Origin of the sequence: Sporolactobacillus sp. CQH2019 (genome assembly GCF_028765345.1) — a bacterium.
Classification (GTDB): Bacteria; Bacillota; Bacilli; order Bacillales; family Sporolactobacillaceae; genus Sporolactobacillus.
On sequence record NZ_JARAJZ010000002.1, the window covers coordinates 52,695 to 75,091 of the forward strand.

The window sequence follows — 22,397 nt, forward strand, 5'->3', positions numbered from 1 at the left end:
CCGCAGTCATGAACAGTGACAAGAAAGCTATCCCTTTCATTCCTGCCATCTATTTTTTAATACAGTTCAATTATATATTTATTTTGGAAGAATTGGAGCGAAGCGGCTTCCATTTAAAAGAAAAGCTAAAGGAAAAACCGATGCGGTTTTACGGCTCCGGCATCCCGAAAATTTAAGATAACCGGCGATCTGTTCGCCGACACTTATAAGTTCCGGTTAAAATGAAATAGATTTATAAGCACGCAATAGTAAAACGAATTTGAAAAAGGAGGATGAATCCTATGTACGGCAATCGTTCAGCAGCATTTAACATTTCCAAGCAGTGGATCATCTCCTGCAGCACCATTCGATAGACGGCGTACCACTCATTGCCATCCTGACTGCGAACCGCCGGTATAAAGAAATTTACAAGTACTGCGGCCGGCGGGATAGTCATTTCACGATTTTATTATTCGGATCGCGCCAATTAACGATCAGCACCACAAGGAACAGCAGGATGGCAGATAAGAAAATCATGTGCAGAGAATTTAAAATGATACCGTCAATAAAACTGCGGCGGGCCACGTACGAGTCCCCGTTTTTTGAACTGATGACGTTATTGACCCAGCTGAACGGGATGCCCTGCAATTGCGAACGGATACTGAAATTAAACAGGGCGCCAAAGATTCCGGTCATGATCGTCTGACCCAGCGTCCGTCCTAACGTCAATAATGAAGTCGCACTGCCGATCTGATTTTTCCCCACCAGATGCTGGCATAAAATGGTGTTCATACTAATCACTATTCCCATGCCGGATCCGGAAATGGCAGCAATGACATAAAACGCCCATGATGGAAATTGGCGCCCGGCAAAGATCAGCGGCAGATAAGCCAGCATCTGGAGGGTCACCACGCAAAGTGTAATTTTTTTAGGGGCAAAGCGGGTAATGAGCGGACCGACGGCAAATGACATCAGGAGCCACATGACTGAACTGGATGTTACTACCAGGCCGGCAATCGTCGCCGGCAAGCGATAGAGCGATTGCAGCCAGATCGGAAAATAAATCTGATAGCCGATTAAAATGCCGCTCAGCAATAGCGCCGTGATGATTTGTACGGTAAAGGTCGGACGGGCAAACAGGGACGGCGCAATTAACGGATCGCTGAAGTGTCTTTCCCGACGGACCAGCAGCCCGCAGGCACCGGCGGCGGCAAGGAGCAGGCCGGCCGAGATCCATAACAAACGTTTCTGAGAACTGTCCAATAGCTGAACGGCCAGAAGCAGGCTGATCAGTCCGGCGGCCAGCCAGACGATGCCGGCCCGGTCGATTTTTAAATTCCGGCGGTTTCCGGCCGATTCGCGGTAACCGACCGGGGTGAGGAAAAACACGATGATGCCCAAAGGTACATTGACAAAAAACACCCAGTGCCAGTTCAGATACTGCACAAGAAAGCCGCCGATCAGCGGGCCAACCAGCGCCGAGATCCCCCAGGCGGTATTGTTGAACGCCATCACTCGCGGCCGTTCATCAAAGCTGTAGCTATCGGCAATAATCGTAAAGGTCAGCGGCATGACGGCCCCGGCACCGATTCCTTGCAGTGCCCGCGATAAAATCAATAATAAAATAGAGGGGGAAACGCCGCATAAGCCGGAACCTAAAATAAATAGCAACACTCCCCATAGGAAAATCCGCTTTCTGCCCATCGCATCTGCCAATTTACCGTAAATTGGCGTCGTAATCGCCGTGGTCAGCAAATAGGCGCTCATAATCCAGCTTTGGTAGGCTAGTCCATGCAAGGAGCTGATAATAGCAGGCAGCGCCGTGGTCACAATCGTTATTTCAACTGAAGTCATGAACGTCGCAATAAAGACCGCCATGATCAGCCAGCGTCTGATGCCCTTATCCACCTGTGATCCTTCCTCTCTTCAACCGGTCAATGATCGTTTTAACGTCAGGTCATTCGATTTGCAGTGCTGCTAGTTTATCCCTTTTAGGGCTCCCCGAAACGTTAAAACCGCCATTTTTTATTTCGTCTTTAAGACGATTTCCCTGAAGCCGGCTTCTACTATGACCGGTGACTTATTAAGAAATTTAAAAAGTTGCCAAGGCGATCATCCGAACATGCGCCGGGAAACATGGAAAAAATGATAGAATCGCCACGGAACCGCTCAGCAAAAAGATGAGAACCCGCCCTTTTTTCAATGCGATTCGACGTATTTATTTTTTCCCGCCCGGCTTCCGGCGACAAGCATAATAAGGGAGAGAAAAGTTAAAATGATTTCCGGAACCAGCCAGCCGCCTGTCAAATCATGCAGAAACCCTAAGAAAACCGGTCCCAGCGCTGCCAGCAAATAACCGCCGGACTGCCCCATTCCCGAGAGTTCGGCAGCTTGCTGAGCCGTATGTGTCCTTAACGTAAAAAATAAAAGCGCCAGACTGATTAATGCGCCGCCTGCCAAAGCAAGGAAGATGATCCAGAGGATCATCCATTTTCCCGAAAGCATCCCGGCAAAGCCGATCACATAAAGTACGGAGGCGAAAACAGCCAATCCCGTCTGGCTTTGGCGGCGGGAAGCCAGAACGGGCGCCAGAAATGAAGCGGGCAGAGAAATAATCTGCAAAACGAGGATCATCCATCCGCCTTGGGACGCCCTATAGCCGTCACTTACCAGAATAGACGGCAGCCAGGCCATCAGCACGTAGAAAAGAAGCGACTGCAGTCCCATAAACAGAGTCACGTACCAGGCCAAAGGAGAAGTCAGCAGCTTTTTCGAAAAAAACAGCGTCGGGCGTCTCTGCCCGCCTGCAGGCGCAGGCTGCCGCTGTTTCGCATGCAGCAAAGGCAGCATAACAATTACGGCCGCCAGCGATAATAAGCCCCACACCATCAGAGAGCCTCTCCACCCGAAACTTGTCCCTCTTTCAATCGGAATGCTCAGGCCCGAACCCAAACCGGCAAACAGGCTCATCACAACCGTATAGGCTCCTGTCATCACTCCTATCTTTTCAGGCAAACGCTCTTTGATGAAACTGGGGAGAAGGACGTTCCCAAAGGCAACCGCCACGCCAATGATCAGGGTACCGATAAATAAACAGCCATCATTTGCCCGATAAGATCGTAAAGCAATGCCGAGAGTAAGAAAAAGCATGCTGGCAAACAGCGTCCTTTCGTTTCCGAACTTTCCGGCCACGCTCGCTACTAACGGTGAAATAACCGCAAAAGCGAGCAGCGGAAGTGTTGTCAGCATCCCGACCCAGGCGTTTGACAGATTCATTTCCTGATTAAGAATTTTTGACAGAGGGCCGACAGCCGTAATCGGAGCTCTCAGATTCGCCGAAATAAGCAAAATACCGATGAATAACAAGATGAATGATTTCTGACTTAAAACTTTATTTTTTGTAGCCAACCGATCGTCTTCTCCTTTGCAAACGGACCCTTTTCTCTGCGAAATCGGGCCCGCCTTCCTTCTTTTTTAGCTGCTTCTGTACATACCTCATGCCGTGCTATCGCAGAAGAACTGAAATTCTGCATTTTGAAAAACAAAACCGGCGTGTTGAAACGATCGCCAAAAATGCCGATCTCTCAGTCTCCTTCAGTATTAATCAGCCGAACAGACCCTGACCTGAAGCATAAATCTGCTGATGATCTTCATCAATGTCGATTTACCGCTGCCATTAATGGCAACACAATCGATTGCAAATGTTAATCGCAACTAAAATAAAAAGTCACGAATGCCAACTAACTCCTGAAGCAAATAAAAGAGTCAATCGGTCTTCGTGACCGTTATTTTTTCTTTCCAAAAAACTGCCTCTCACAGTTCACAACCCTCTGCGAATCTTCGTGATTCGTTTAAAGATGAGCACTCATACACAGGCATGCACTATGTAATCTTCACACAACCGTTGCTATTGTACTACATTTTCACCAATTTCTAAAAGCCCCCCAGAGTATGGCCTCGAAGTTTTGACTAGTCGCTGAACCGCTGAGGCCAGCTATACGAAATTACCTTTTGATCTGTCCGGCTTCCAATCCTGAAAGCCCGTTGCCCGGTGTTTACTCTGCAAGAATGCCTGATAATAAAGTAAAGTCCTCAAAAATCGCCTTGTATCGGCAATTTTGAGGATCAGTAAAAGCTTCAGATTCTGCTGACCGGAGGAGGTCTCCGATCTGCTTGTTAAATATGGGTATTCGGATTTTAATGGCGGAAAAGAGCTGATAAGACACTCTTCTCCAATTTCTTAATAAATATAGAAAAATCGACACCAAAGTTGTTTGTTATAACGTGGTCTGCTACTTCATGCCAATTGAAAGTATCGAACATAGTTTTGTTGAAGGCATTTGAAAATCGTGGCTTGCGTTTCTTACGGAGATTCTCATTAAACAGTATCTTGGCCCGTAAGACTGCAAATGAATATCCTCTACCCATTCGTTCAACTTGCCTAATAATGCTGTTTATGAACTCTGTATAAGCGTCAGCCGGCCTTTTGTCGAAAGTATCTTGCCAGTTGTCTACGGCTCTCAAAACGTTTTTATAAGCGCCTTTTGAATTGCTGATTTATTTATTTTTAACGGGTTATATTCAAATTTTTAATCAACCAGGGCCTTATCAATGACAGGACCGTTACAGGCTGCATAGCTTTTGTGTGATCCATATCATGTCCTTTTAAGATTTCTATATCCCATCCAAGGTGCTCTAATTCCTGTTTGTTTTTTTGAAGAATACCGACAATATCAACTGTTACATTGCCGAAGTTTTCTCCAAAAACAATAGTGTCTTTTTCCCCGGCAAATGCCAATCTCGGAAAAACTAGTTTATGTTGAATTTCCCGATCATTAAAATCCATTAAATTTTTGTACAGTGTAACAAACTGTTTCGTTTGATTCGTGTCAAGCTTGACCTGTATGTTATCCCAATCAATCTTTTCCGGACCGATATGGTTTTGTTCATCTATAACAGAAGAATTTTGGTTTTTTAAAGCTTGTTGGTGTGTTTTACCATCATTTCTTTATAGGGACCATCTATTGGCGGATAACCGCCCATGATCAAGCTTTCCAGCCTGTCTGTCCGAATGGCTAATTGTAATCCAATTAAAGCCAACCAGGAATAACCATAGTAGCTGAATTTCATAACGTTCATTTCATCAGCAATTGTCAGAAAGTCCTTTACGATGCTTTCAGGTGTGAGGTTCTCTGGGTTCGGATGTTGTAAACGATGTCCTTCATAGTCGAAATATAAAATCTGGAAATTGTCCATGAGTCCCTCGACAAAATGTTTTCCTAATTCAGAATCTACTCCCCACAACTTTAAGTACTCGGCTTCCTGTCCATAAACAGATTCTTTAGTAACTGGAAGCATGATTGTGGGTAAATCTGGATTTCCTGCCAAGCCAGCTTTTAATTCTGATTCGTCCGCAAGTTTTATGCTCTTTTCCATTTCTATCACTCCTCCAGAATGTTTCTATAACCATCATACAAAATTCATGCAATCTTTCGGTTTTCCATACTCTGGCCTTTATATATTGGGATTTCTGACTGAAATATGTTATTGTAGCACTTCAAGGTTTTACTTTAAGAAGGAGTTAGTAAATGGAGACATATACGCCTAAACAAATTGCAAAGGCATTGAATGTCAGTACCACAACTTTGAGGAGGTATGAAGAACAAGAACTTATTCCTGCTGTACCCAGAACAAAAAGTAATCGCCGTTTCTACACAACGATCCACTTCCAGGCTTTTGCTGCCATCAGAGCCTTATTAAGAGGATATGATATACCTGTTGTTTACGAAGTAATGAGAATGATTAAAAATGCAAGGTTTGAAGAAGCTCTTTGGTTAGTCAATGAACAGCAGTATTATATTCAAGTGGAGAAACAGCGGGTCGAAGAAATACTGACAATGCTGCAAAATGCCGATTTTACTCAATATAATAACGTAAAATTTAAAGAATATATGAGTATTGGAGAGGCTGCAAAAATAGCAGGCGTAAATACTTCAGCTATCCGTCACTGGGAAAAAATGAGTTTAATCCATTTAGAAAGAAATAAAGAAAACGGCTACAGAATGGTTTCAATATCTCAACTTCGCAGAATACTGGTCATAAGCAGCTTGCGAAAAACCGTTTATTATATTGAAAATATGAAGCGGCTATTAAATAATTTGGACACCCAAAACTATGAAAAAAACGAACGTTCCTTTCAATTGGCTTTGGAAAATTTAAGTAATCAGCTATTACTTCAATTGAAAGGAATCACAGAACTGATAAAATATATAAACTTTTACCAAGAAATAAATTCCTAAAAAGTAATAAGTACACCGTTATTCCTTTACATTTTTCACAAGATATCAATCTAATACGTTTGATACCTAAATTTATATTATCGTTTGCCTTTTACTACTAAACAATCCTATCTTCGTACCCATTGTTCTTTTTCTATTAAAAAAGAAAATCCACTATATGTTCCGGAGGCCCCTAAATATAAAGCTCCTGGATGCCCCCCTTTATCTTCTGAAGCGAAAAATCACTTTAAGAGATCTTACTGTGAGTATTAAAATAATGGGATAGTCTATATAAACAGAAAGGGGAAAGCCGGCAGATGGATTAGACTGCCGACGATACCCGATAAAATGATGAACGCAGCCAGAATCAGTGCAAAAGGGAAAAAAACGGTGAATAGTTTCTCGATAATGCATTTTCTGCCGATCCGGTACCGTTTCATCCGATTGAATCCTTTCTCGCAGTAACACGGGAATAGAGATCAGCGAACCTATTCGGATGAACGCCCCACTATAAATTCATAAATCGCCATCATTATAATTATCCCTGTGAATGAACTGAACTTCATTGCAGCAGATTGAGATAAAGATGTTTGTGCCGGTCATATTTTCAAACGGCGGATAGAATTTGCCTCTATAGATGCCCGATCTGCCTTTCATTACTGATCTTCGGCCTTATAAGCACGCAGTGTTTGCGCCAGTCCCTGCCGGAAAGGTGTCCTGACGATCGGTCCGACCCGTTTCCGATATTTTTCTCCGCTTAGGATAAAACCCTCTTTCGTAAGATACATGATTTCCGTGACTTCCCGCATGAACGGATCGAAAAGTCCGATCAATGCGATCATCCACGTATGCAGCGGAATGGCTCTTTTCCGCCGACCCGTGATTTCCCGGACAATCTTAACGATCTCTTTTCCCGAAATGAGACCTGAACCGGGAATATTCCAGTTTTCACGGGACGTATCGTCCCGCTCCGCCAGGCTGACGATCATTTGGGCTGCATCCGGCAGATAAATGTACTCCCGCCGTGTGGTCAGATTCCCGATAAAAAACGCGATACGGTGTCTTGTCAATCCTTCAAGGGTCGGCTGTAAATAAGCGCTTTGCGAAGTCGGGCCGTAGTAATCCGGCAATCTGACAATGAGCGGCCGAGCGTTGCGCCATTGATCGCTGAATATCAATTTTTCATAAGCCAGGCGAATTTTCCCCTTTTGTGTGTGCGGGTGTTTCGGGTGAGCCTCATTCCCTTCGGCAACTTGATGGCCGTAGACGTAGATACCGTCAATCACCACGATTTTTTTATGCAGACGATCGGCTGCCGTCATCACGCTTTGACCCATCGGCAACAGTTTATTTTTCATTTCCTGATAGTTGACATTCGCACAATGGAAAATGACATCGGCATCTTTTGCTGCATCGGCAACCGTGTCGGCGTCGAAAACGTCGCCGGTCGCGTAAGAAAGCTGCTGCCGATTGTAGGCGGCAAATATTTTTTTCATCTTCTGCTGCGAGCGCCCGAAAGCAATCACATGGCTTCCTCTGGCGATGAGTTCCGCAACGATGGCCTGGCCTATTCCTCCGGTGGCTCCCAATACAAGGGCTCTTTCCATTCGTAGATCTCTCCTTTAAATTTAGTGATCAATCAATAACTTAATGTGCCAAAAAAATTGCCTTTCTCCGTTATTTTTCCGCCGCTTGTTTCTCCATCAATTCCGGTAATTCAAGGAAAAAGGAAATGTTGCAGAGTATGCCCTCGGCCATAAGCCGAGTGACCTCCCGCTCGGCATTCTTGATTCCGGCTTCCCGAAATCGGTTGAGCACATTCTTTCGAATCAGCAGCAGGCCCCGACGTGTAACTGCCATTATCGCAGCTTCAGGCACGGACAGACCGATGACTTGCAAAGCAACTTCGTACGGGCGGGAATCCGACAAATTTTCGTAAGCGGCGATCATCGCTTCGATGAGATGATCGGGATCGGCTTTCACGTTTTGAAGGGATCGGTTAATCCGTTCGTAAGCTCTGCTCAGCGCCGTTTCAAACAGTACTTCTTTTGTCTTAAAAAATTTAAACACATACGGCTGTGAAATACCCGCCTTCTCCGCGATGAGCGCGGTTGTCGTTTGATAATATCCTCTTTTCGCAAAAACTTCCAGACCGGCTTCGATAATCTCTTCTTCGCGATTCCCCCTTTTCGGACGGCTCATGTTCTATCTCCTTCTGCAATAAGTTATTGGTCGATAAATAAATAATAACTGATCGGATAATCCTTGTCAAGAAAAAACGTTCTTCGCCATTGAGGTAAAATTTTTCTCAGACAGAAAAAGACTTCCTTTCTTCTATAAGCCCCTTTCCCTCTGAGCCGCCGCAGGCCGACACCCTGGTTGACCGTGACATTGGGCTACCTGCCGAGACATCTCTTAATCGAAATTTCCACAGGCTGTTACCGATATATTTATCCTGGCTCGGGGTAATCCCTGTATAGATTTTGCTGAAGTAGGTTAGTTAACCCATACATTTTATGGTTTATTGACCATCCCAAAAGGTGTAAAAAAATGAACAGAAGATTACATTTGAATAAGCCGCCCCTTCCCCAGGTCGATCTGACCAAAGCGGAGATCATCCATCTAAAGAGGGGAAGCGGAAAAACCGTACAGCAGGCATCCATGCCGTTAATCATGCCCGCTCATGCCTACTCAGGAACGCAAGTTGTGCATGGACCCGCCCCGTTATAAACAAAAAGTCCCGAAAAACCACCTGCGGAAGAATTTTCGGAATGGTTGAATAAGAATATAAAGATAGAAGGAACGGAGGATGTCGTCGGCGGACTTTTTACAAAGCTGGAAAGCTCAGTCGTGCAGCTGAAAACAGCAGCAAAATAAACAGCTGGTTTTTAGCCGGCAAGTGTATAAAAAGCTATAAAATTAAAATCCTCAAAAATCGTATCATATCAACGATCTTGAGGAATTATAAAAAGTCATAAAAATCCCTGATCGGAGGAAGAGGGATTTGAACCCCCGCGAGCCGTGAAGCCCCTGTCGGTTTTCAAGACCGATCCCTTCAGCCAAGCTTGGGTATTCCTCCAAAACAAATGGTGGACCCTGTAGGACTCGAACCTACGACCGGACGGTTATGGGCCGTCTGCTCTAACCAACTGAGCTAAGGGTCCAACGGGCGGTTAGTGGGGATCGAACCCACGCGTGCCGGAACCACAATCCGGTGTGTTAACCACTTCACCATAACCGCCATTAGAAAAAAAAATAGCGGCGGGGGGGATCGAACCCTCGACCTTACGGGTATGAACCGTATGCTCTAGCCAGCTGAGCTACACCGCCATGGCTCCACAGGTAGGGTTCGAACCTACGACCGATCGGTTAACAGCCGATTGCTCTGCCGCTGAGCTACTGTGGAATAAATTCAGAACAAGAACTAATTTAACACAAGCCGTCACGCCTGTCAATATTTGTTGAAAGCAGCCGATTCTCTTTCAACGACAAATGTTAATATACCATACTGGCCCGGATTTGACAACATTTTTTTGCGTTTCTTTCCCGGATCGTGTTTCACTTCCGCGTTTATCAGGAACCGAGTACCTATTCGGTGAATACATATAGATACAAAAAGTTTGAAAGAGGTGAAGGCTGATTATGGATCGTACACAAGGGGCCGTCGTGCTTAACGAAAAAAGCAAAGTGGTCGCAGCTGCTCTTTATCTTGGAGGTGTCCTGTTCTTTTTAGTCGGTTCAATCATTGCATTATCGGCAGCCTATCGTTCTTACGTGTTTGCGACAGAAGATATTTCTGTGTGAATGCTTTTCCCCCCCATTCTTCATTCCGCCTGCAATCGAAAAATGAAAAAGACAGTTACATCCGGTCGGATCTAGCTGCTTTTTCACTTTATCGGTTCCCATCTTTTAAATTTTATCGATCACGATTCTGGTTCCGTCTACGGAGACAACCTGTACCGGCATATTTTCCTCAAGAAAAGCACCGTCCGTAATGGCACTGTATCTTTTTCCATCAATGGCGACCGTGCCGACCGGATGAAAGGGCGTCACCGTCATGCCCCGCCTGCCGACCAGTTCCCGATAGTCCCTGTTCATCGATATATAGCCCTTATCGCTGGAAAGCCGGTCCTGAAGAGTCAGCTTTTCCAGATAGTCGCGCTTCGGAAGCCACTTATTAAAGAGAAAGGAACCGCACGTACCGATGGCAAACGCAATCGCCACCAGCATGCCGTACAGTAACGACGGCGCCGGAAGCGCACAGGCGATAATCATCAGAATAAAGCCCAGGATGGCAATCACACCTGTAGTAAAAAGTTTCCCGTCAATAATAATCAGAAGGAGTCCTCCGACAAGCAGCAGGACGATCCACGGCGATGCCTGATCGGTAAGAAAATAGGAAAAATAATAAATAAACAGTCCACTGCCGATGACGGCGAAAAGACCCTTTGCTTTGACCATGAGTTCGGCAAATAAAAAAGCGGATGCAAACAGGATGATGAAAAAACCGCTTGCGGGATATGCCAATAAACTCAAATCGGGCACCTTCTTTCAGCCGGCCGGAGAAAGGCAAAGTACGTCGGATGAGAGACAAAACACGGCTTTCTTTCCCCGCCTTCCCTTCTTTTCAAATAATTTGACCGGTCTCTTTTCATTAAACCATACGCAGAGTCCGGCGAAAAGCTTCTTTTAAATATTTTTTAAAAAAAGTGAATAGTGATTGGATTCAATGCGTATAGATGACTACGAGGAGATGATCGGATGAAAAGACGAATTTTTACCCTACTGTTCTTAATTGCTTGTTGGACAAGCTATACCGATCTGACATCCGGATCGCTGCCGGCCGGAACCGCGGCGCATGCCTCCGCTGCCTCCGCTCAATCCGTAAAAGTTCAGATTCCTTCCCAAAGAATCACCGTAGCGCCCGGAGACACACTGCTTTCGGTTGCGGAACGTATCAATAAGACATCCCCTTCCATTGATCAAGTGATCAAGGATTTCGCCATTTTAAATCCGTCGGTCGACCCGAACCATCTGCAGATTGGGCGAACGTATGCGTTTCCCTATTACGACCGTCAGCCTTAACAAAAAATCAGCGAATCATTTTCTCGCTACACAGCCGGTGTCTTGATTGTCCATGCCGCATGGAAATGTCAAAAGGCGGCAGCTCCGCTCGATTCATGATATACTGTTTCTGTGTGAAAATGCCGCAGATAATTCATTCTTACCCATAAAGGAGCGGATGGTTCGTGTCAGAAATTACGCACCGGACGAAAACGAGAAAAGTGAGAGTCGGGAATCTAACCATTGGCGGATCCAATGAAGTCATCATACAAAGCATGACAACAACAAAAACACGCGACGTTGCGGCAACCGTTGCTCAGATCAGAAGGCTTGAAGAAGCAGGATGCCAGATGGTCCGCGTCGCCTGTCCGACCATGGAGGATGCGCTGGCCATACCGGAGATCAAGCGCAGGATCCATATTCCGCTTGTCGTCGATATTCACTTCAACTATAAACTTGCTTTGAAAGCGATCGAGGGCGGTGCCGACAAAATCCGCATCAATCCAGGAAATATCGGAAAAAAAGAGAATGTTGAAGCCGTTGTCCGTGCGGCGAAAGCCAGGCACATCCCGATCCGGATCGGCGTCAACGCCGGATCACTGGAAAAACACATTCTGGATAAATACGGTTATCCGACTGCGGACGGAATGGTCGAAAGCGCGCTGCATCATATCAAAATTCTTGAAGACCTTGATTTTCATGATATCATCGTCTCGCTGAAGGCTTCGAACATTCATCTGGCAGTCGCGGCCTATGAGAAGGCCGCCCGCACGTTCAACTATCCGCTGCATCTCGGCATCACGGAATCCGGAACCAAGTTTTCCGGCAGTATCAAGAGCGCGGCCGGGCTGGGCATTTTGCTGAACGAAGGCATCGGCAATACTATGCGGATTTCCTTATCGGCCGACCCTGTCGAAGAAATCAAAGTTTGCCGCGAATTGCTTAAAACTTTCGGCCTGACCAATGCCGCGACGCTGATCTCCTGTCCGACATGCGGCCGTATCCAGATTGATTTGATCAAGATTGCCAACGAAGTGGAAGACTACATCGACCATATCAACGCGCCGATTAAGGTCTCGGTACTCGGCTGTGCGGTCAACGGCCCGGGCGAAGCGCGGGAAGCCGATATCGGCATCGCCGGGGGCCGCGGAGAAGGCCTTCTGTTCAGACACGGAGAAGTCATTCGCAAAGTACCCGAAGATCGGATGGTCGAAGAGCTGAAAATCGAGATCGACAAACTTGCCGACGAATATTTTGCCAGGAAGAAAGCGGAACAGGCAGAGATCAAGGGCTGAGAGGATCGAGTAGGAGGCAGTTCACACTGCCGGCCTCTCACACCACCGTACGTACGGATCCGTATACGGCGGTTCAATAACTTAAGCACTTTGAATAGGCTGGAGTGTCTGGGAAAGATTCATTAATCCAAGATGCTCCAGTTTTTCATTCGTCAGGGTGTAACAGAGCGTCATGAGCACTGCGATGCGGCCTGAAACCATAGCTATGATCTGAGAACACCCCTTCAAACATGGGCCTCATCACTTGAGCCACTGCCTGCTGGATCACTCGATCAACAACGGTCGGTATGCCGAGTTTGCGCTTAGAGCCATCCGGTTTGGGTATTTCTACACGTTTGACCGGAGTTGGTTTCTAGGTCCCTTTGCGCCATGATGCTAATCATTCATCCCGATGTTCTTTGAGATAAGGCAGTGCCTCTTCTACGGTCATTCCGTCAATTCCTGCCGCCCCCTTATGACACTTCACCCGAAGATAGGCCTGATTCAGGTTCTTTCGCGACAGGACACGCTCCATCATTGAAGTGCCGCTCTCAGCTGCACCTTCACCAGAAGCCATACTGCGCGCCCCGGAGTACTCTTGGCCTTCCCTGCCTGCCCTCTTCCGGCGGTCAGCTTGATGTTCTGTTTTCTGCGATTGTCGCACGGCTTCCACCTCCAGTATCAGTGAGAATTGTTATTGTTCGGTCCTTCACTGCCAAAGACAGCTGCTATGACCTCGGCTGACTTCTGCATCATTCAGCCGCCCATCACTGCACGGTTTGTCGCTGTAGGACTTTTCGTCCTTCTTGTCGGCCACGTATGATACAGATCTCCCCGGGTAAGAGCGATAACCTTCGTGCCATGTAACTGCCAGCTCTACGACTCGTCATTTTGAGCGGTATCGGACTTGGGTTTGTTTGGCAACCTGATCCATGACGTGTAACCTTATAGCTGGTTCTTGTGCATCCGTTCAGCACTTTGCCTGAGACTTCCTTCAGATCCTCCCTCACAGGAGACACTCTTGTCCTCAGCTGGTAGTTCCGACCGCTACGGTCTACAGCGGACTTTCACCGCCAAGTTATCGCCCATGCCGGGCGCACCAAAAAAAGTTCCGGGATTTTAAATCCCGGAACTTTTTCATTTCAGCGGCATTCAGAAGCTCCGACCTTTATTCGTTCACCCAGGCCGTTATTTCTTCGACAGACGCTCTGGCCGGTGCCCTAAGCGTATTTCCTTCTTCCGGATAACCGACGTAGACACAGCCGATCACAAGTCCCTTGGCGGAAATGCCGAAATTCTGCTTCATCGTGTCGGTATACACCGCATCCCCTGTACGCCACATCGCTCCAAGCCCCCGCGCATGGGCGGCAAGCAGCATGTTTTCAACGGCACAGGCGGTTGCCGCAATTTCTTCCGTCATTTTTACTTTCGGTTTGTCAGAAGGTTCAGCGGTTACAACAATAATGACCGGAGAACGTTTTGCCTTGGCTAATCCCTTTTGATATACAGCCTCAAGTGATTCCTTGTCCTTACTTTCCAAATTCTGCTGATTGGCTTTCCCGTAAACATCCCCCAGTTTATTGCGGCCTTCGCCGGTCAGAACCGTGAAATGCCACGGCTGCGTGTTAAAGTGATTCGGCGCGCGCCGCGCTGCATCGAGAATTTGTACAATTTCTTCCTTCGGCACCGCCTGGTCCGTCACTTTGCGAACCGAACGTCTTGTATCAATGGCTTCTATTGTTTCCATGCTATCTCCTTCCTTTTTTTCACAATATCATCAACTATTTTCAACGATATTGTAACATATGTCACAATTACAGTGTTAGAAATATGTATCATTCAAAAAGACGCTTTGCAAATTGCAAAGCGCCCTTTCGTTGACCTTTTCACCAGAACATCGGCGAAAAAAGTTGGATCAAAACAGCAGCACAGCCAATGCCTATGGCCCAGCCGCCCAAAGTCCGTGCACCTTCCCGGAAGGCTATATAGCCGACGATGATCCCGACAATGCCGAGAACAATGGGGAGAAAGAATAACGATACGACGGAAAAGGCAAGCGCAAGCCAGCCCATGCCTCTCCCGTTCTCAAAAACCCGGCGCTCGCCGCTCCTGTGCGCATGATCATGGTCCGCCCGTCCGGCTTCCGGATCATACTGATCGGCCGCCAGCTCTTTTGCGTACTCTTCATTATTGTAAGCATGCTGCTTCCCGTATAATGAATCTTCCTCCAAATGATCCTTATCAGCCATAGCGACCCCTCACTTTCTTTTTAGGATCGTCTATAGTCTGACTCAAATGAATCGATTTAACTGATACAGATTATGGAAACGGAGTGATTCCGTTAAGCGGCAGTAAAAGGAAGGAAGAAGCTGACCGTTGTCCCTTTTCCCGGCAGACTGCTCACGCAGAATGTCCCGCGATGGTCGGCAACGATCTTTTTGCACAGGGACAGACCGATGCCTGTCCCTTTTTCCTTTGTCGTAAAAAAAGGCTTGCCAAGCTGTTTGAGGACACTGGTCTCGATTCCTGAACCGTTATCCGACAATGAAAAACGGTAACCCCTCGTTTCAACGGCTCCTCTGAAAAAAATTCTTTTCTCCGCCTGCTCCTTTTCTTCTATCGCTTCCAGCGCGTTTCGGAGCAGATTCAGAATAACCTGCTTAATCATGGAGAGATCGACCGAACACATCTTTTCGGAATAAGCCACATCGTAATCGAAAGAAATTTTTTTGAGTGAGCATTCCGATGAAATCAGAGAAATCAGGGACGTGCAGACTTGATCAGGCAGCATCTGCTTTTTCTTAATTTGTTTTTTTGAAAGGGTCAGAAAGCTTTCAAGAATTGCGTGCATGCGGTCTATTTCGGAAATGATCGTTCTTTTATATTTATCAAATTCCTGTGTATAGTCGGATAATTGCACAAACCCCTTGATCACGGTCAGCGGATTTCTCAGCTCATGGGCAAACTCTGCCGCAAGACGGGTAATCATTGCAGTGTGGTAGGCGGCAATATATATTTTCCCGTCTTTGCTGAATCCATTGTAAAGGGTGCCTACGCCGTTGTTTTCAACCCGATCATCCAGCAGCGCGGCAACAATGTCATCGCTTTCCATGATGGTTTTGAGGTAATTTCTGCTCTCTGTCCGGACATGTTCCGTAAAAAAGTCCAAGAAGCAATCTCCAAAGCGATCAACCATAACTTTGCCATTTCTATTGCAATCTAAAATACGACCTTCGGGAGTCAGGCAGAAGCGCATTTCCAATGACAGTTGATTCTCGAACAGGTCTTTCTCAGAAACGGATAGAAAGGATTCATGATATATGATGGTTATCACTCCTCTTTATATTTTACGTTTACGCCCCGTGCACTCTCAACACTCCTTAAAAGACAGTTCGGATTTAAACGTTTAAAAATTCAAACGCTTTTTGTGTGTATTTAAATTATACTTTAATCAGGAAAAATGATATAGGGCAAACGACCAAAGAATGTTTGACAAGTTTCGACTTTATGGCGGATTCTGTCGATTTTCGCCGATAAATTGCGTGTATTCGTCTGATTCGGCCGGCATAGGCTATGGTGAATGTTTCATCAAAAAATGAATTGGAGTGGAGAATGTGCATCCCATGATTCAGCAGATCGTCAATCAGCGGATTAATCAAGTCACGGCGGAAGAGCTTTACCGGCAGGCCGTTCAATACGGGATCCCGATCTCAAAAAATCAGGCCGCCAGGGTGGCCGGCCGTGTGCACGGAAAAAACATTAATCTGTTTGATCCCGCGGATCAAAGGAAACTGCGCCGGATTCTTGTTGAGGAATTAGGACCGAAACTGGCCGAAGACCTGAACCGGCGCTTTGAAGATCTGATGATAAAGTATCAGTGATCGCACGAAAAGAGCCATGAGACAGAACAACTTTCTGATGTCCTTACAAAATAAACCGGAGTTTCTCCGGCTTATTTTACATATTCCTAAGGCGGCGCGGCGAACAATCGACCTTAACCGGCGAGAATATCCTCAAGCAGATGAGCGTTAAAATGCCCGGCCTTCAGCATGGCGATTTCATACTTATAGGGCGGTTTCTTATTCTTTGTATCCGCGCCGGCACGGACATACGGAGTCTCCAGTATTTTCGGCAGTGCTTCCAGCTGCGGGTGGTGAACGATGGCATTCAGCGGCTCAAAGCCGATCGTACCCAGGCCGATGTTGGCATGCCGGTCCTTTCGGGCTCCCAGGGGATTCTTGCTGTCATTCACATGAATCACTTTAATCCGGTCCGCTCCGATTATTTTATCAAATGTGTTCAGAACCCCGTCGAAATCATGAGCCACATCATAACCGGCGTCATTCGTATGACATGTATCGAAGCATACGGACAGTTTCTCATTCAGCCGGACACCGTCTATAATTTGCGCAAGCTGTTCAAAGCAGAAGCCGCATTCGCTTCCCTTTCCGGCCATCGTTTCCAGTGCGATCTGAACTGTATCGTCCTCTTCAAGCACTTCATTCAGCCCTTCGATAATTTTTGCAATGCCGGCCTCGACACCCGCCCCGACATGTGCACCGGGATGAAGCACAATCTGCCCGGCACCGATCGCTGCCGCCCGATCGATTTCCTTGCGCAGAAAGGATACGCCGAGAGAGAAGGTTTCCGGCTTGACCGTGTTGGCGATATTTATGATATAAGGCGCGTGGACGACCACTTCTTCAATATGGTGCGCCTCCATATGTGCCCGGCCCGCTTCAATATTCAGCTTCTCGATCGGTTTTCTTAACGTATTCTGCGGGGCTCCGGTATAAATCATCATAACTGTCTCATCATAAGCCGCCGCCTCTTCACTCGCCCCGAGAAGCATTTTAGAGCCGGACATATGAACATGCGATCCTATCTTTAACAAAGACATCCCCTCTTTTCTTCACTTATTTTAGCATAATTGTCCGAATTTGCCTCCTGCCGCCCTCCTTCCCATTATTCACGGATCGTCGTTTGTCACATACACTGGATATCAGCGAAATATACGATGAAGGGAATGAAAAAACATGCCGCCGTTTCAGCAAGGACCACCGCCGATGTTCCGGGGCATGCCCTCATTTCTTTCTCCGCCGGCGCCGCCGACCCAGGGATTCCCTTCGCTTTTCCGGGGCATGTCTTCCTCTATGTCGAGAATGCCTGTGGCCCCTTCTTCAGGAACAGGCGGACTTTCCAATCTGCTCTCAATGCTGTCTTCCGGAGCAGGGCAGTCAGGAAGCGGAATCAATTTTTTCGGCATGCTTGCCAATGCCCAGAAAGCGATTCAGACGGCACAAACCGTTCTTCCGATGTTCCAGCAATTCGGGCCGCTGATCAAAAACGCTCCGGCCATTATCAGCGTTCTGAAAAGCATGCAGTCCTCCGAAGAAACGGCTTCCAAAGAGACGGAGGAGTCCGAGAAGGAGACAGAAGAGGAAGAAGAGACAGACGGAGCAGAAGAAACGGGCGAAACAGAAAACGAATCCAAGAAAAAGCAGAACGAATCGAAAAATAAGCGAAAAACGAAACGAAACGAGACAAAAAAAAACGTTCCCAACCGGGAAAGAAAAAATAAATCTGTGAAAAAAAAGCGGATCTCGTGGGACAGCGAAGACTTCGAGACCAGGCCTTCACGGCCGCGTATGTACATTTAAGGCATCCCTTCTGCAACTTCGTTGTGTTCTCGAATCGGCTCCATTATAATGAAGCAGAGAAAAGACGAAGTTCTTCAGATCGGAGAGATAGATATATGAAAGTGATCAAGGTTTCACCCCGGGGCTATTGTTACGGTGTGGTTGATGCATTGGTGATCGCGAAGAAAGCAGCCATGAATGAAGCATTGCCGAAGCCGATTTATATATTGGGCATGATTGTCCACAACCACCATGTGACCGAAGCGGTCAAAGAAGAGGGCATCATCACACTTGATCGTCCGGGAAAGAAACGGATCGACCTCTTGCAGGAAATCGACCACGGAACCGTTATTTTTACCGCACACGGCGTTTCACCGGAAGTGCGGATTCTCGCTGAAAAAAAAGGACTGACGACAATCGACGCTACCTGTCCCGACGTCACGAAGACACACGATCTGATCGAGAGGAAGAAAAAAGAGGGCTATCACGTCATTTACATTGGAAAAAAGGGGCATCCGGAACCCGAAGGCGCGATCGGCGTCGCCCCCGATAGTGTCCACCTTGTTGAAACCGTTGAAGATTTAGATAAGCTCAACCTTGACGCAGAAAAAATCATCATCACGAACCAGACAACGATGAGTCAGTGGGACGTACGTGAAATCATGAATGACATTAAAAAGAAATATCCGCAGGCGGAGACGGCCAATGAAATCTGTCAGGCGACTCAGACGCGCCAGGAGGCTGTAGCCACCCAGGCGAAAGAGGCCGACCTCCTGATTGTAGTCGGCGATCCGCGAAGCAATAATTCCAACCGGCTGGCACAGGTTTCTGAAGAAATTGCCCATACGCCGGCCCATCGGATTGCCGACTTGTCCGAGCTGCAGCTAAGCTGGCTGAAAGGCGTCAAGAAGGTCGCGGTCACGGCAGGAGCATCAACGCCGACGCAGCTGACCAAGGAGGTTATCCTTTTTCTCGATCAATACAATCCGGACAACCCGGAGACCTGGTCGACCGAAAGCAAGGCAGCAAGGAACAAAAACATCCTGCCCAAGGTCAAAGCGGACCACATCCGGCACCGAAAAGAACCGAGAGAAGCCTGACGGCCTGATGGCTCAGAACGTACAAGCCTGCGGATCCCGCCAGCGAAAAAAAGATCCTCGCAGCCTGTCCGAAAGCGATTGACGGCACAGCCGGGGCGGCTTCCTCTTTTAAGAGGTCATTTCTCTGATTTCAGAGATGCGGATTTCCCCTGTCCGCCGGCCGTTCAATGGAGACGGGCAGTGATCGATGAGCCGATCGGAAAATCGGCGGATGTTAAACAGAAAAGGTCCGCAGCCGACCTTCCGACAGGCGATCGCTTGGCACTTGGTAAGGACCCCTGCCTATTCCTCTGAATGTTCATGCGAACGGCAATTTGTTTTGTTGAAAAAAATCGATATCCTGCGCGGACAGGCATTACATGGCGAAAACACCCGATCTTTTTCTTCGGACCGCTGCGTATTCCTGTAAATCGCGGTGCGCTGGAAAACGAGAGCGTACAGTTAATCGCTGTATAAAGCAGTAAAGTGCAAAATATTAACAGTAATCGGCAGTAAACGGACCGGAATCAATAGGTAAATGATCGGAACAGTAATTTATACCCGATTGATTAAATCAACCCACGGCCGGGAGTTTTGGCCGTTTATCGGTCGACGCACCGAAATGCCGAAAAGTCGCTCCGAATCGGGCCAAACTTGCACCGAACCGTTGGGAAGTCGCTCCGAATCAGAAAGGTCGCCCCGAATCCGGTTACAGACGCACCGAAATGCCGAAAAAGCGCACCGAATCGGGCCAAACCTGCACCGAATCGTCGGGAAGTCGCTCCGAAATAGAAAAGAGTCGCACCAAACAAGAGAGATCGCTCCGAATCCGGCTACAGTTAGATGCTGTTTTTCGGTCGACGCCGGTGCTTAATCGGTCTTCGAGGGTACATTCGGTTTATCAACCGCGACAGGAAGTTTATCAATTGCTGCAGAAGTTTGTTCATCACGGAAACGCTCTCCGTTTTTCGAGAGATTGATAGTCCCGGGAAAAGCCGATCATCATTTGACGAACAGCAGAAAAATGAGCTAAAGAGATACTCATATAAACAAATAAACAAAAAAGGCCCGCAGCCGATCTTCCGGCAAACGCGGGCCTTTCGTTATTCAGATAAACTGGAACGGATTGGTTGCCGATTCTGAAATAATCACTTCAGTATTGCAGTTTTCTTCTTCAATCACTCGCTGCAGATAAAGCTGAACGCCTTTCTTCATCACCGATTCAATATGATGTCCTGCGTCGATGACCTTCAATCCGCACAGCAGGGCATCGTGAGCGGTATGGTAGTAGATATCGCCCGTAATCAGCACATCCGCTCCCCGGCTTTTTGCAAACGGAATCAGACTGTTGCCGTCTCCGCCCGACACGGCTATCGTCTGTACCTTTTCATTCAGAGGACCGATCGCTCGCAATCCTCCCAGGCCCAGCTTTTCCTTGACGCTCAGGCAATAGTCGCCGAATGCGATCGGTTCGGGAAGTCTGGCAAGACGGCCGAGCCCGTAAGCCTTGCCTTCATTTTTCAGAGGGTAAACGTCATAAGCTACCTCTTCATAGGGATGGCTCTCGATCATCTTTTCAATGACTGCGGAAAGCAGGTGCTCCGGCACCACGGTCTCAACTTTTCTTTCGGCAACTTTCTCCAGCCTGCCCGGAGTGCCTATAAACGGATGAGTGCCTTCCCCGGGCAGAAAAGTCCCCTCCCCGTCCGACGTAAATGTACAATGGCTGTAGTGGCCTGTAAAGCCCGCTCCCGCGTCGCCGATCGCGTCTCTGACCGTTTCCAGGTGACTCTCCGGCACATAGACCGCAAGCTTATACAGCGGTTCGCTGACGGCCGGCTGCAGGATCTCTGTCCCGGCAAGTCCGAGCTGAGAGGCAAGCATGTCGTTGACGCCGCCTTCCGCGATATCGAGATTGGTATGCGCCGCGTAAACCGCAATATCATGTTTGATGCATTTCGTGACAATTTTGCCCTGGCCTTCGTCGGACCGTACATTTTTCAGCGGATGGAAAATCACCGGATGGTGCGCGATAATCAGGTCCGCCTGTTTCTGCGCCGCTTCATCGGCAACGTTTTCCAGCACATCCAGCGTTACCATGACTTTCTTTATTTTTTTATTCAGAGTCCCGATCAACAATCCGATTTTGTCATTTTCGTAGGCCAGAGACTTCGGGGCCCATTCCTCGAATCGTTCAATAAGCCGCCGGCCCGAAATCCATTGGTTCATGCAAAAGCCTTCTTTATTCAGGAATTTTATCTTGAGGGAACTCCCGGGCACGCCGCCTGCTCCCGCGTCCGCTATCTTTTCAGAACGGCCCCGATCATCTTCAGGGTCCGGACACAGTCCGCTCTCTTTAATTTCACAGCTTCCGTCTCCTCGCTCTGTTCGAGCGACTGCACAATCATCCGCAGCTTTCTCTCACGCAGCGACCATTTCTTCCTAAAGACGGGGGTTTGATTTCTGAGCAGGATCGGCCCCATCATCAATTCCTTATCAGTCAAACGGATTTCTCCCGCCGAAAACCGGCGGGCTTTAATGATCTCATAAAAATGGGGCGGTTCTTCGACAATGGCTTCGTCAATAATCGTCCAGCCGCCGGAGGCGAGCCACGCACGGCAGACGGCCTCGCGGATATTCGGCTGCAGGATCAGCGTTGCCCCTTCCGCAAGCTTCGCACGGCCGCGCTCAAGAATGTCCGCGATCAGTTCCCCGCCCATCCCCGCAATGACAATAGCACCGGCTTCCCCGCGTTTGATGACGTCCAGTCCGTCCCCCAGCCGGACAGAAACCGAAGCGGCCATGCCCATGGCCAGGACATTAGAGAGCGATTGATTGAACGGGCCTTCTCTTACTTCTCCGGCAATCGCCTGAACAGCTATCCCCTTTTGTACGGCACGGCAGGAAAGATGCGCGTGATCCGCCCCGATATCGGCCAGCACGGCCCCCTGGGGAATGAACGCCAGGACAGCCTGAAGTCTTTTGGACAAGTGTATCGTTTGCATGGGTCACAATCCTTAATTTTAACGCTTGCGAATTCCATGCTATCTTATCACATTCCGTGAAAATTGCCCAATTTCCGAG

The 22,397-nt window shown here is 47.7% G+C and carries 22 protein-coding genes, 5 tRNA genes and 2 pseudogenes; 8 read left to right on the forward strand and 21 right to left on the reverse strand.

All coding sequences use genetic code 11. From position 1 onward, the window contains the following. Window positions 1-432: 432 nt before the first annotated feature. From OYT88_RS03175 to OYT88_RS03185, 4 genes and pseudogenes are all read right to left on the reverse strand, one after another. Window positions 433-1,887, reverse strand: a complete 1,455-nt coding sequence (locus tag OYT88_RS03175; RefSeq protein WP_274397945.1) for an MFS transporter — start codon at window positions 1,885-1,887, stop codon at window positions 433-435. Between the two features lie 291 nt (window positions 1,888-2,178). Then, complete coding sequence (locus OYT88_RS03180) at window positions 2,179-3,387, reverse strand: CynX/NimT family MFS transporter (protein ID WP_274397946.1); 1,209 nt, start codon at window positions 3,385-3,387, stop codon at window positions 2,179-2,181. Window positions 3,388-4,176: 789 nt separating this feature from the next. Next, a pseudogene (locus tag OYT88_RS20805) lies at window positions 4,177-4,533 on the reverse strand (ISL3 family transposase); the annotation flags it as partial. A gap of 13 nt (window positions 4,534-4,546) precedes the next feature. Next, window positions 4,547-5,415: pseudogene (locus OYT88_RS03185) on the reverse strand (alpha/beta fold hydrolase). A gap of 152 nt (window positions 5,416-5,567) precedes the next feature. Here OYT88_RS03185 and OYT88_RS03190 point away from each other — a divergent pair. Then, window positions 5,568-6,278, forward strand: coding sequence for a MerR family DNA-binding transcriptional regulator (locus OYT88_RS03190; protein WP_274397947.1), 711 nt, complete (start codon window positions 5,568-5,570; stop codon window positions 6,276-6,278). Between the two features lie 266 nt (window positions 6,279-6,544). Here OYT88_RS03190 and OYT88_RS03195 read toward each other — a convergent pair whose 3' ends face one another. The 3 genes from OYT88_RS03195 to OYT88_RS03205 all read right to left on the reverse strand — a co-directional run bounded on the left by OYT88_RS03195 (window position 6,545) and on the right by OYT88_RS03205 (window position 8,459). Next, on the reverse strand, window positions 6,545-6,697 hold the full coding sequence (locus OYT88_RS03195; protein WP_274397949.1) for a hypothetical protein: 153 nt from the start codon (window positions 6,695-6,697) through the stop codon (window positions 6,545-6,547). Between the two features lie 216 nt (window positions 6,698-6,913). Further along, entirely contained in the window at window positions 6,914-7,864 is a 951-nt protein-coding gene (locus tag OYT88_RS03200) for an SDR family NAD(P)-dependent oxidoreductase (protein ID WP_274397951.1), read from the reverse strand. A gap of 70 nt (window positions 7,865-7,934) precedes the next feature. Next, complete coding sequence (locus tag OYT88_RS03205) at window positions 7,935-8,459, reverse strand: TetR/AcrR family transcriptional regulator (protein WP_274397953.1); 525 nt, start codon at window positions 8,457-8,459, stop codon at window positions 7,935-7,937. A gap of 348 nt (window positions 8,460-8,807) precedes the next feature. On the opposite strand from OYT88_RS03205, the gene OYT88_RS03210 reads away from it, so the two are divergent. Beyond that, complete coding sequence (locus tag OYT88_RS03210) at window positions 8,808-8,987, forward strand: hypothetical protein (RefSeq protein WP_274397956.1); 180 nt, start codon at window positions 8,808-8,810, stop codon at window positions 8,985-8,987. A gap of 259 nt (window positions 8,988-9,246) precedes the next feature. Here OYT88_RS03210 and OYT88_RS03215 read toward each other — a convergent pair. From OYT88_RS03215 to OYT88_RS03235, 5 genes are all read right to left on the reverse strand, one after another. Continuing rightward, window positions 9,247-9,336 (reverse strand) — tRNA-Ser (locus tag OYT88_RS03215). An 8-nt stretch (window positions 9,337-9,344) separates the two neighbouring features. Next, a tRNA-Ile gene (locus tag OYT88_RS03220) sits at window positions 9,345-9,421 on the reverse strand. Window positions 9,422-9,425: 4 nt separating this feature from the next. Then, a tRNA-His gene (locus OYT88_RS03225) sits at window positions 9,426-9,498 on the reverse strand. A 15-nt stretch (window positions 9,499-9,513) separates the two neighbouring features. Continuing rightward, window positions 9,514-9,587, reverse strand: a tRNA-Met gene (locus tag OYT88_RS03230). Between the two features lies 1 nt (window position 9,588). Next, window positions 9,589-9,663: transfer RNA gene (locus tag OYT88_RS03235), tRNA-Asn, on the reverse strand. A 236-nt stretch (window positions 9,664-9,899) separates the two neighbouring features. Here OYT88_RS03235 and OYT88_RS03240 point away from each other — a divergent pair. Continuing rightward, window positions 9,900-10,061 carry a hypothetical protein gene (locus OYT88_RS03240; RefSeq protein ID WP_274397957.1) on the forward strand — a complete coding sequence of 54 codons (162 nt, stop codon included), beginning with the start codon at window positions 9,900-9,902 and terminating at the stop codon, window positions 10,059-10,061. A 105-nt stretch (window positions 10,062-10,166) separates the two neighbouring features. Here the strand turns inward: OYT88_RS03240 and OYT88_RS03245 are convergent, their stop codons facing one another. Then, window positions 10,167-10,802: an NfeD family protein gene (locus tag OYT88_RS03245; protein ID WP_338000536.1), complete on the reverse strand. Its 636-nt coding sequence runs from the start codon at window positions 10,800-10,802 to the stop codon at window positions 10,167-10,169. A gap of 216 nt (window positions 10,803-11,018) precedes the next feature. Here OYT88_RS03245 and yqfZ point away from each other — a divergent pair, with 216 nt between their 5' ends. Next, a complete protein-coding gene (gene yqfZ / locus OYT88_RS03250; RefSeq protein ID WP_274397960.1) occupies window positions 11,019-11,342 on the forward strand; it encodes a protein YqfZ in 324 nt (107 codons plus the stop codon). 164 nt (window positions 11,343-11,506) lie between these two features. After that, window positions 11,507-12,616, forward strand: a complete 1,110-nt coding sequence (gene ispG / locus OYT88_RS03255) for a flavodoxin-dependent (E)-4-hydroxy-3-methylbut-2-enyl-diphosphate synthase (RefSeq protein ID WP_274397961.1) — start codon at window positions 11,507-11,509, stop codon at window positions 12,614-12,616. A 145-nt stretch (window positions 12,617-12,761) separates the two neighbouring features. On the opposite strand, the gene OYT88_RS03260 is transcribed toward ispG, so the two are convergent. The 5 genes from OYT88_RS03260 to OYT88_RS03280 all read right to left on the reverse strand — a co-directional run bounded on the left by OYT88_RS03260 (window position 12,762) and on the right by OYT88_RS03280 (window position 15,764). After that, window positions 12,762-12,941 (reverse strand): reverse transcriptase domain-containing protein, encoded by a 180-nt coding sequence (locus OYT88_RS03260; protein WP_274398295.1) that lies wholly within the window; start codon window positions 12,939-12,941, stop codon window positions 12,762-12,764. 54 nt (window positions 12,942-12,995) lie between these two features. Further along, the gene (locus tag OYT88_RS03265) at window positions 12,996-13,259 is read right to left on the reverse strand and encodes a hypothetical protein (RefSeq protein ID WP_274397962.1); all 264 of its coding nucleotides are present in this window, start codon (window positions 13,257-13,259) and stop codon (window positions 12,996-12,998) included. Between the two features lie 504 nt (window positions 13,260-13,763). After that, window positions 13,764-14,342 (reverse strand): nitroreductase family protein, encoded by a 579-nt coding sequence (locus tag OYT88_RS03270; RefSeq protein WP_274397963.1) that lies wholly within the window; start codon window positions 14,340-14,342, stop codon window positions 13,764-13,766. 139 nt (window positions 14,343-14,481) lie between these two features. Then, entirely contained in the window at window positions 14,482-14,844 is a 363-nt protein-coding gene (locus OYT88_RS03275; RefSeq protein ID WP_274397964.1) for a hypothetical protein, read from the reverse strand. A 92-nt stretch (window positions 14,845-14,936) separates the two neighbouring features. Then, window positions 14,937-15,764 (reverse strand): sensor histidine kinase, encoded by an 828-nt coding sequence (locus OYT88_RS03280; protein WP_274397965.1) that lies wholly within the window; start codon window positions 15,762-15,764, stop codon window positions 14,937-14,939. A 454-nt stretch (window positions 15,765-16,218) separates the two neighbouring features. On the opposite strand from OYT88_RS03280, the gene OYT88_RS03285 reads away from it, so the two are divergent. Beyond that, window positions 16,219-16,476: a DUF2624 family protein gene (locus OYT88_RS03285; RefSeq protein WP_274397966.1), complete on the forward strand. Its 258-nt coding sequence runs from the start codon at window positions 16,219-16,221 to the stop codon at window positions 16,474-16,476. A gap of 113 nt (window positions 16,477-16,589) precedes the next feature. Here OYT88_RS03285 and OYT88_RS03290 read toward each other — a convergent pair whose 3' ends face one another. Continuing rightward, entirely contained in the window at window positions 16,590-17,489 is a 900-nt protein-coding gene (locus OYT88_RS03290) for a deoxyribonuclease IV (RefSeq protein WP_274397967.1), read from the reverse strand. Between the two features lie 259 nt (window positions 17,490-17,748). Between OYT88_RS03290 and vrrA the strand changes: the two genes are divergently transcribed. Together vrrA and OYT88_RS03300 are read left to right on the forward strand one after the other, a co-directional pair. Next, entirely contained in the window at window positions 17,749-18,255 is a 507-nt protein-coding gene (vrrA, locus tag OYT88_RS03295; protein WP_332238717.1) for a VrrA/YqfQ family protein, read from the forward strand. A 95-nt stretch (window positions 18,256-18,350) separates the two neighbouring features. Next, window positions 18,351-19,334 carry a 4-hydroxy-3-methylbut-2-enyl diphosphate reductase gene (locus tag OYT88_RS03300; protein WP_274397968.1) on the forward strand — a complete coding sequence of 328 codons (984 nt, stop codon included), beginning with the start codon at window positions 18,351-18,353 and terminating at the stop codon, window positions 19,332-19,334. A 1,086-nt stretch (window positions 19,335-20,420) separates the two neighbouring features. On the opposite strand, the gene OYT88_RS03305 is transcribed toward OYT88_RS03300, so the two are convergent. Both OYT88_RS03305 and OYT88_RS03310 read right to left on the reverse strand, forming a co-directional pair. Then, window positions 20,421-21,542: a Nif3-like dinuclear metal center hexameric protein gene (locus OYT88_RS03305; RefSeq protein ID WP_274397969.1), complete on the reverse strand. Its 1,122-nt coding sequence runs from the start codon at window positions 21,540-21,542 to the stop codon at window positions 20,421-20,423. A gap of 71 nt (window positions 21,543-21,613) precedes the next feature. Next, window positions 21,614-22,318 (reverse strand): tRNA (adenine(22)-N(1))-methyltransferase, encoded by a 705-nt coding sequence (locus OYT88_RS03310; RefSeq protein WP_274397971.1) that lies wholly within the window; start codon window positions 22,316-22,318, stop codon window positions 21,614-21,616. Window positions 22,319-22,397: the final 79 nt, after the last annotated feature.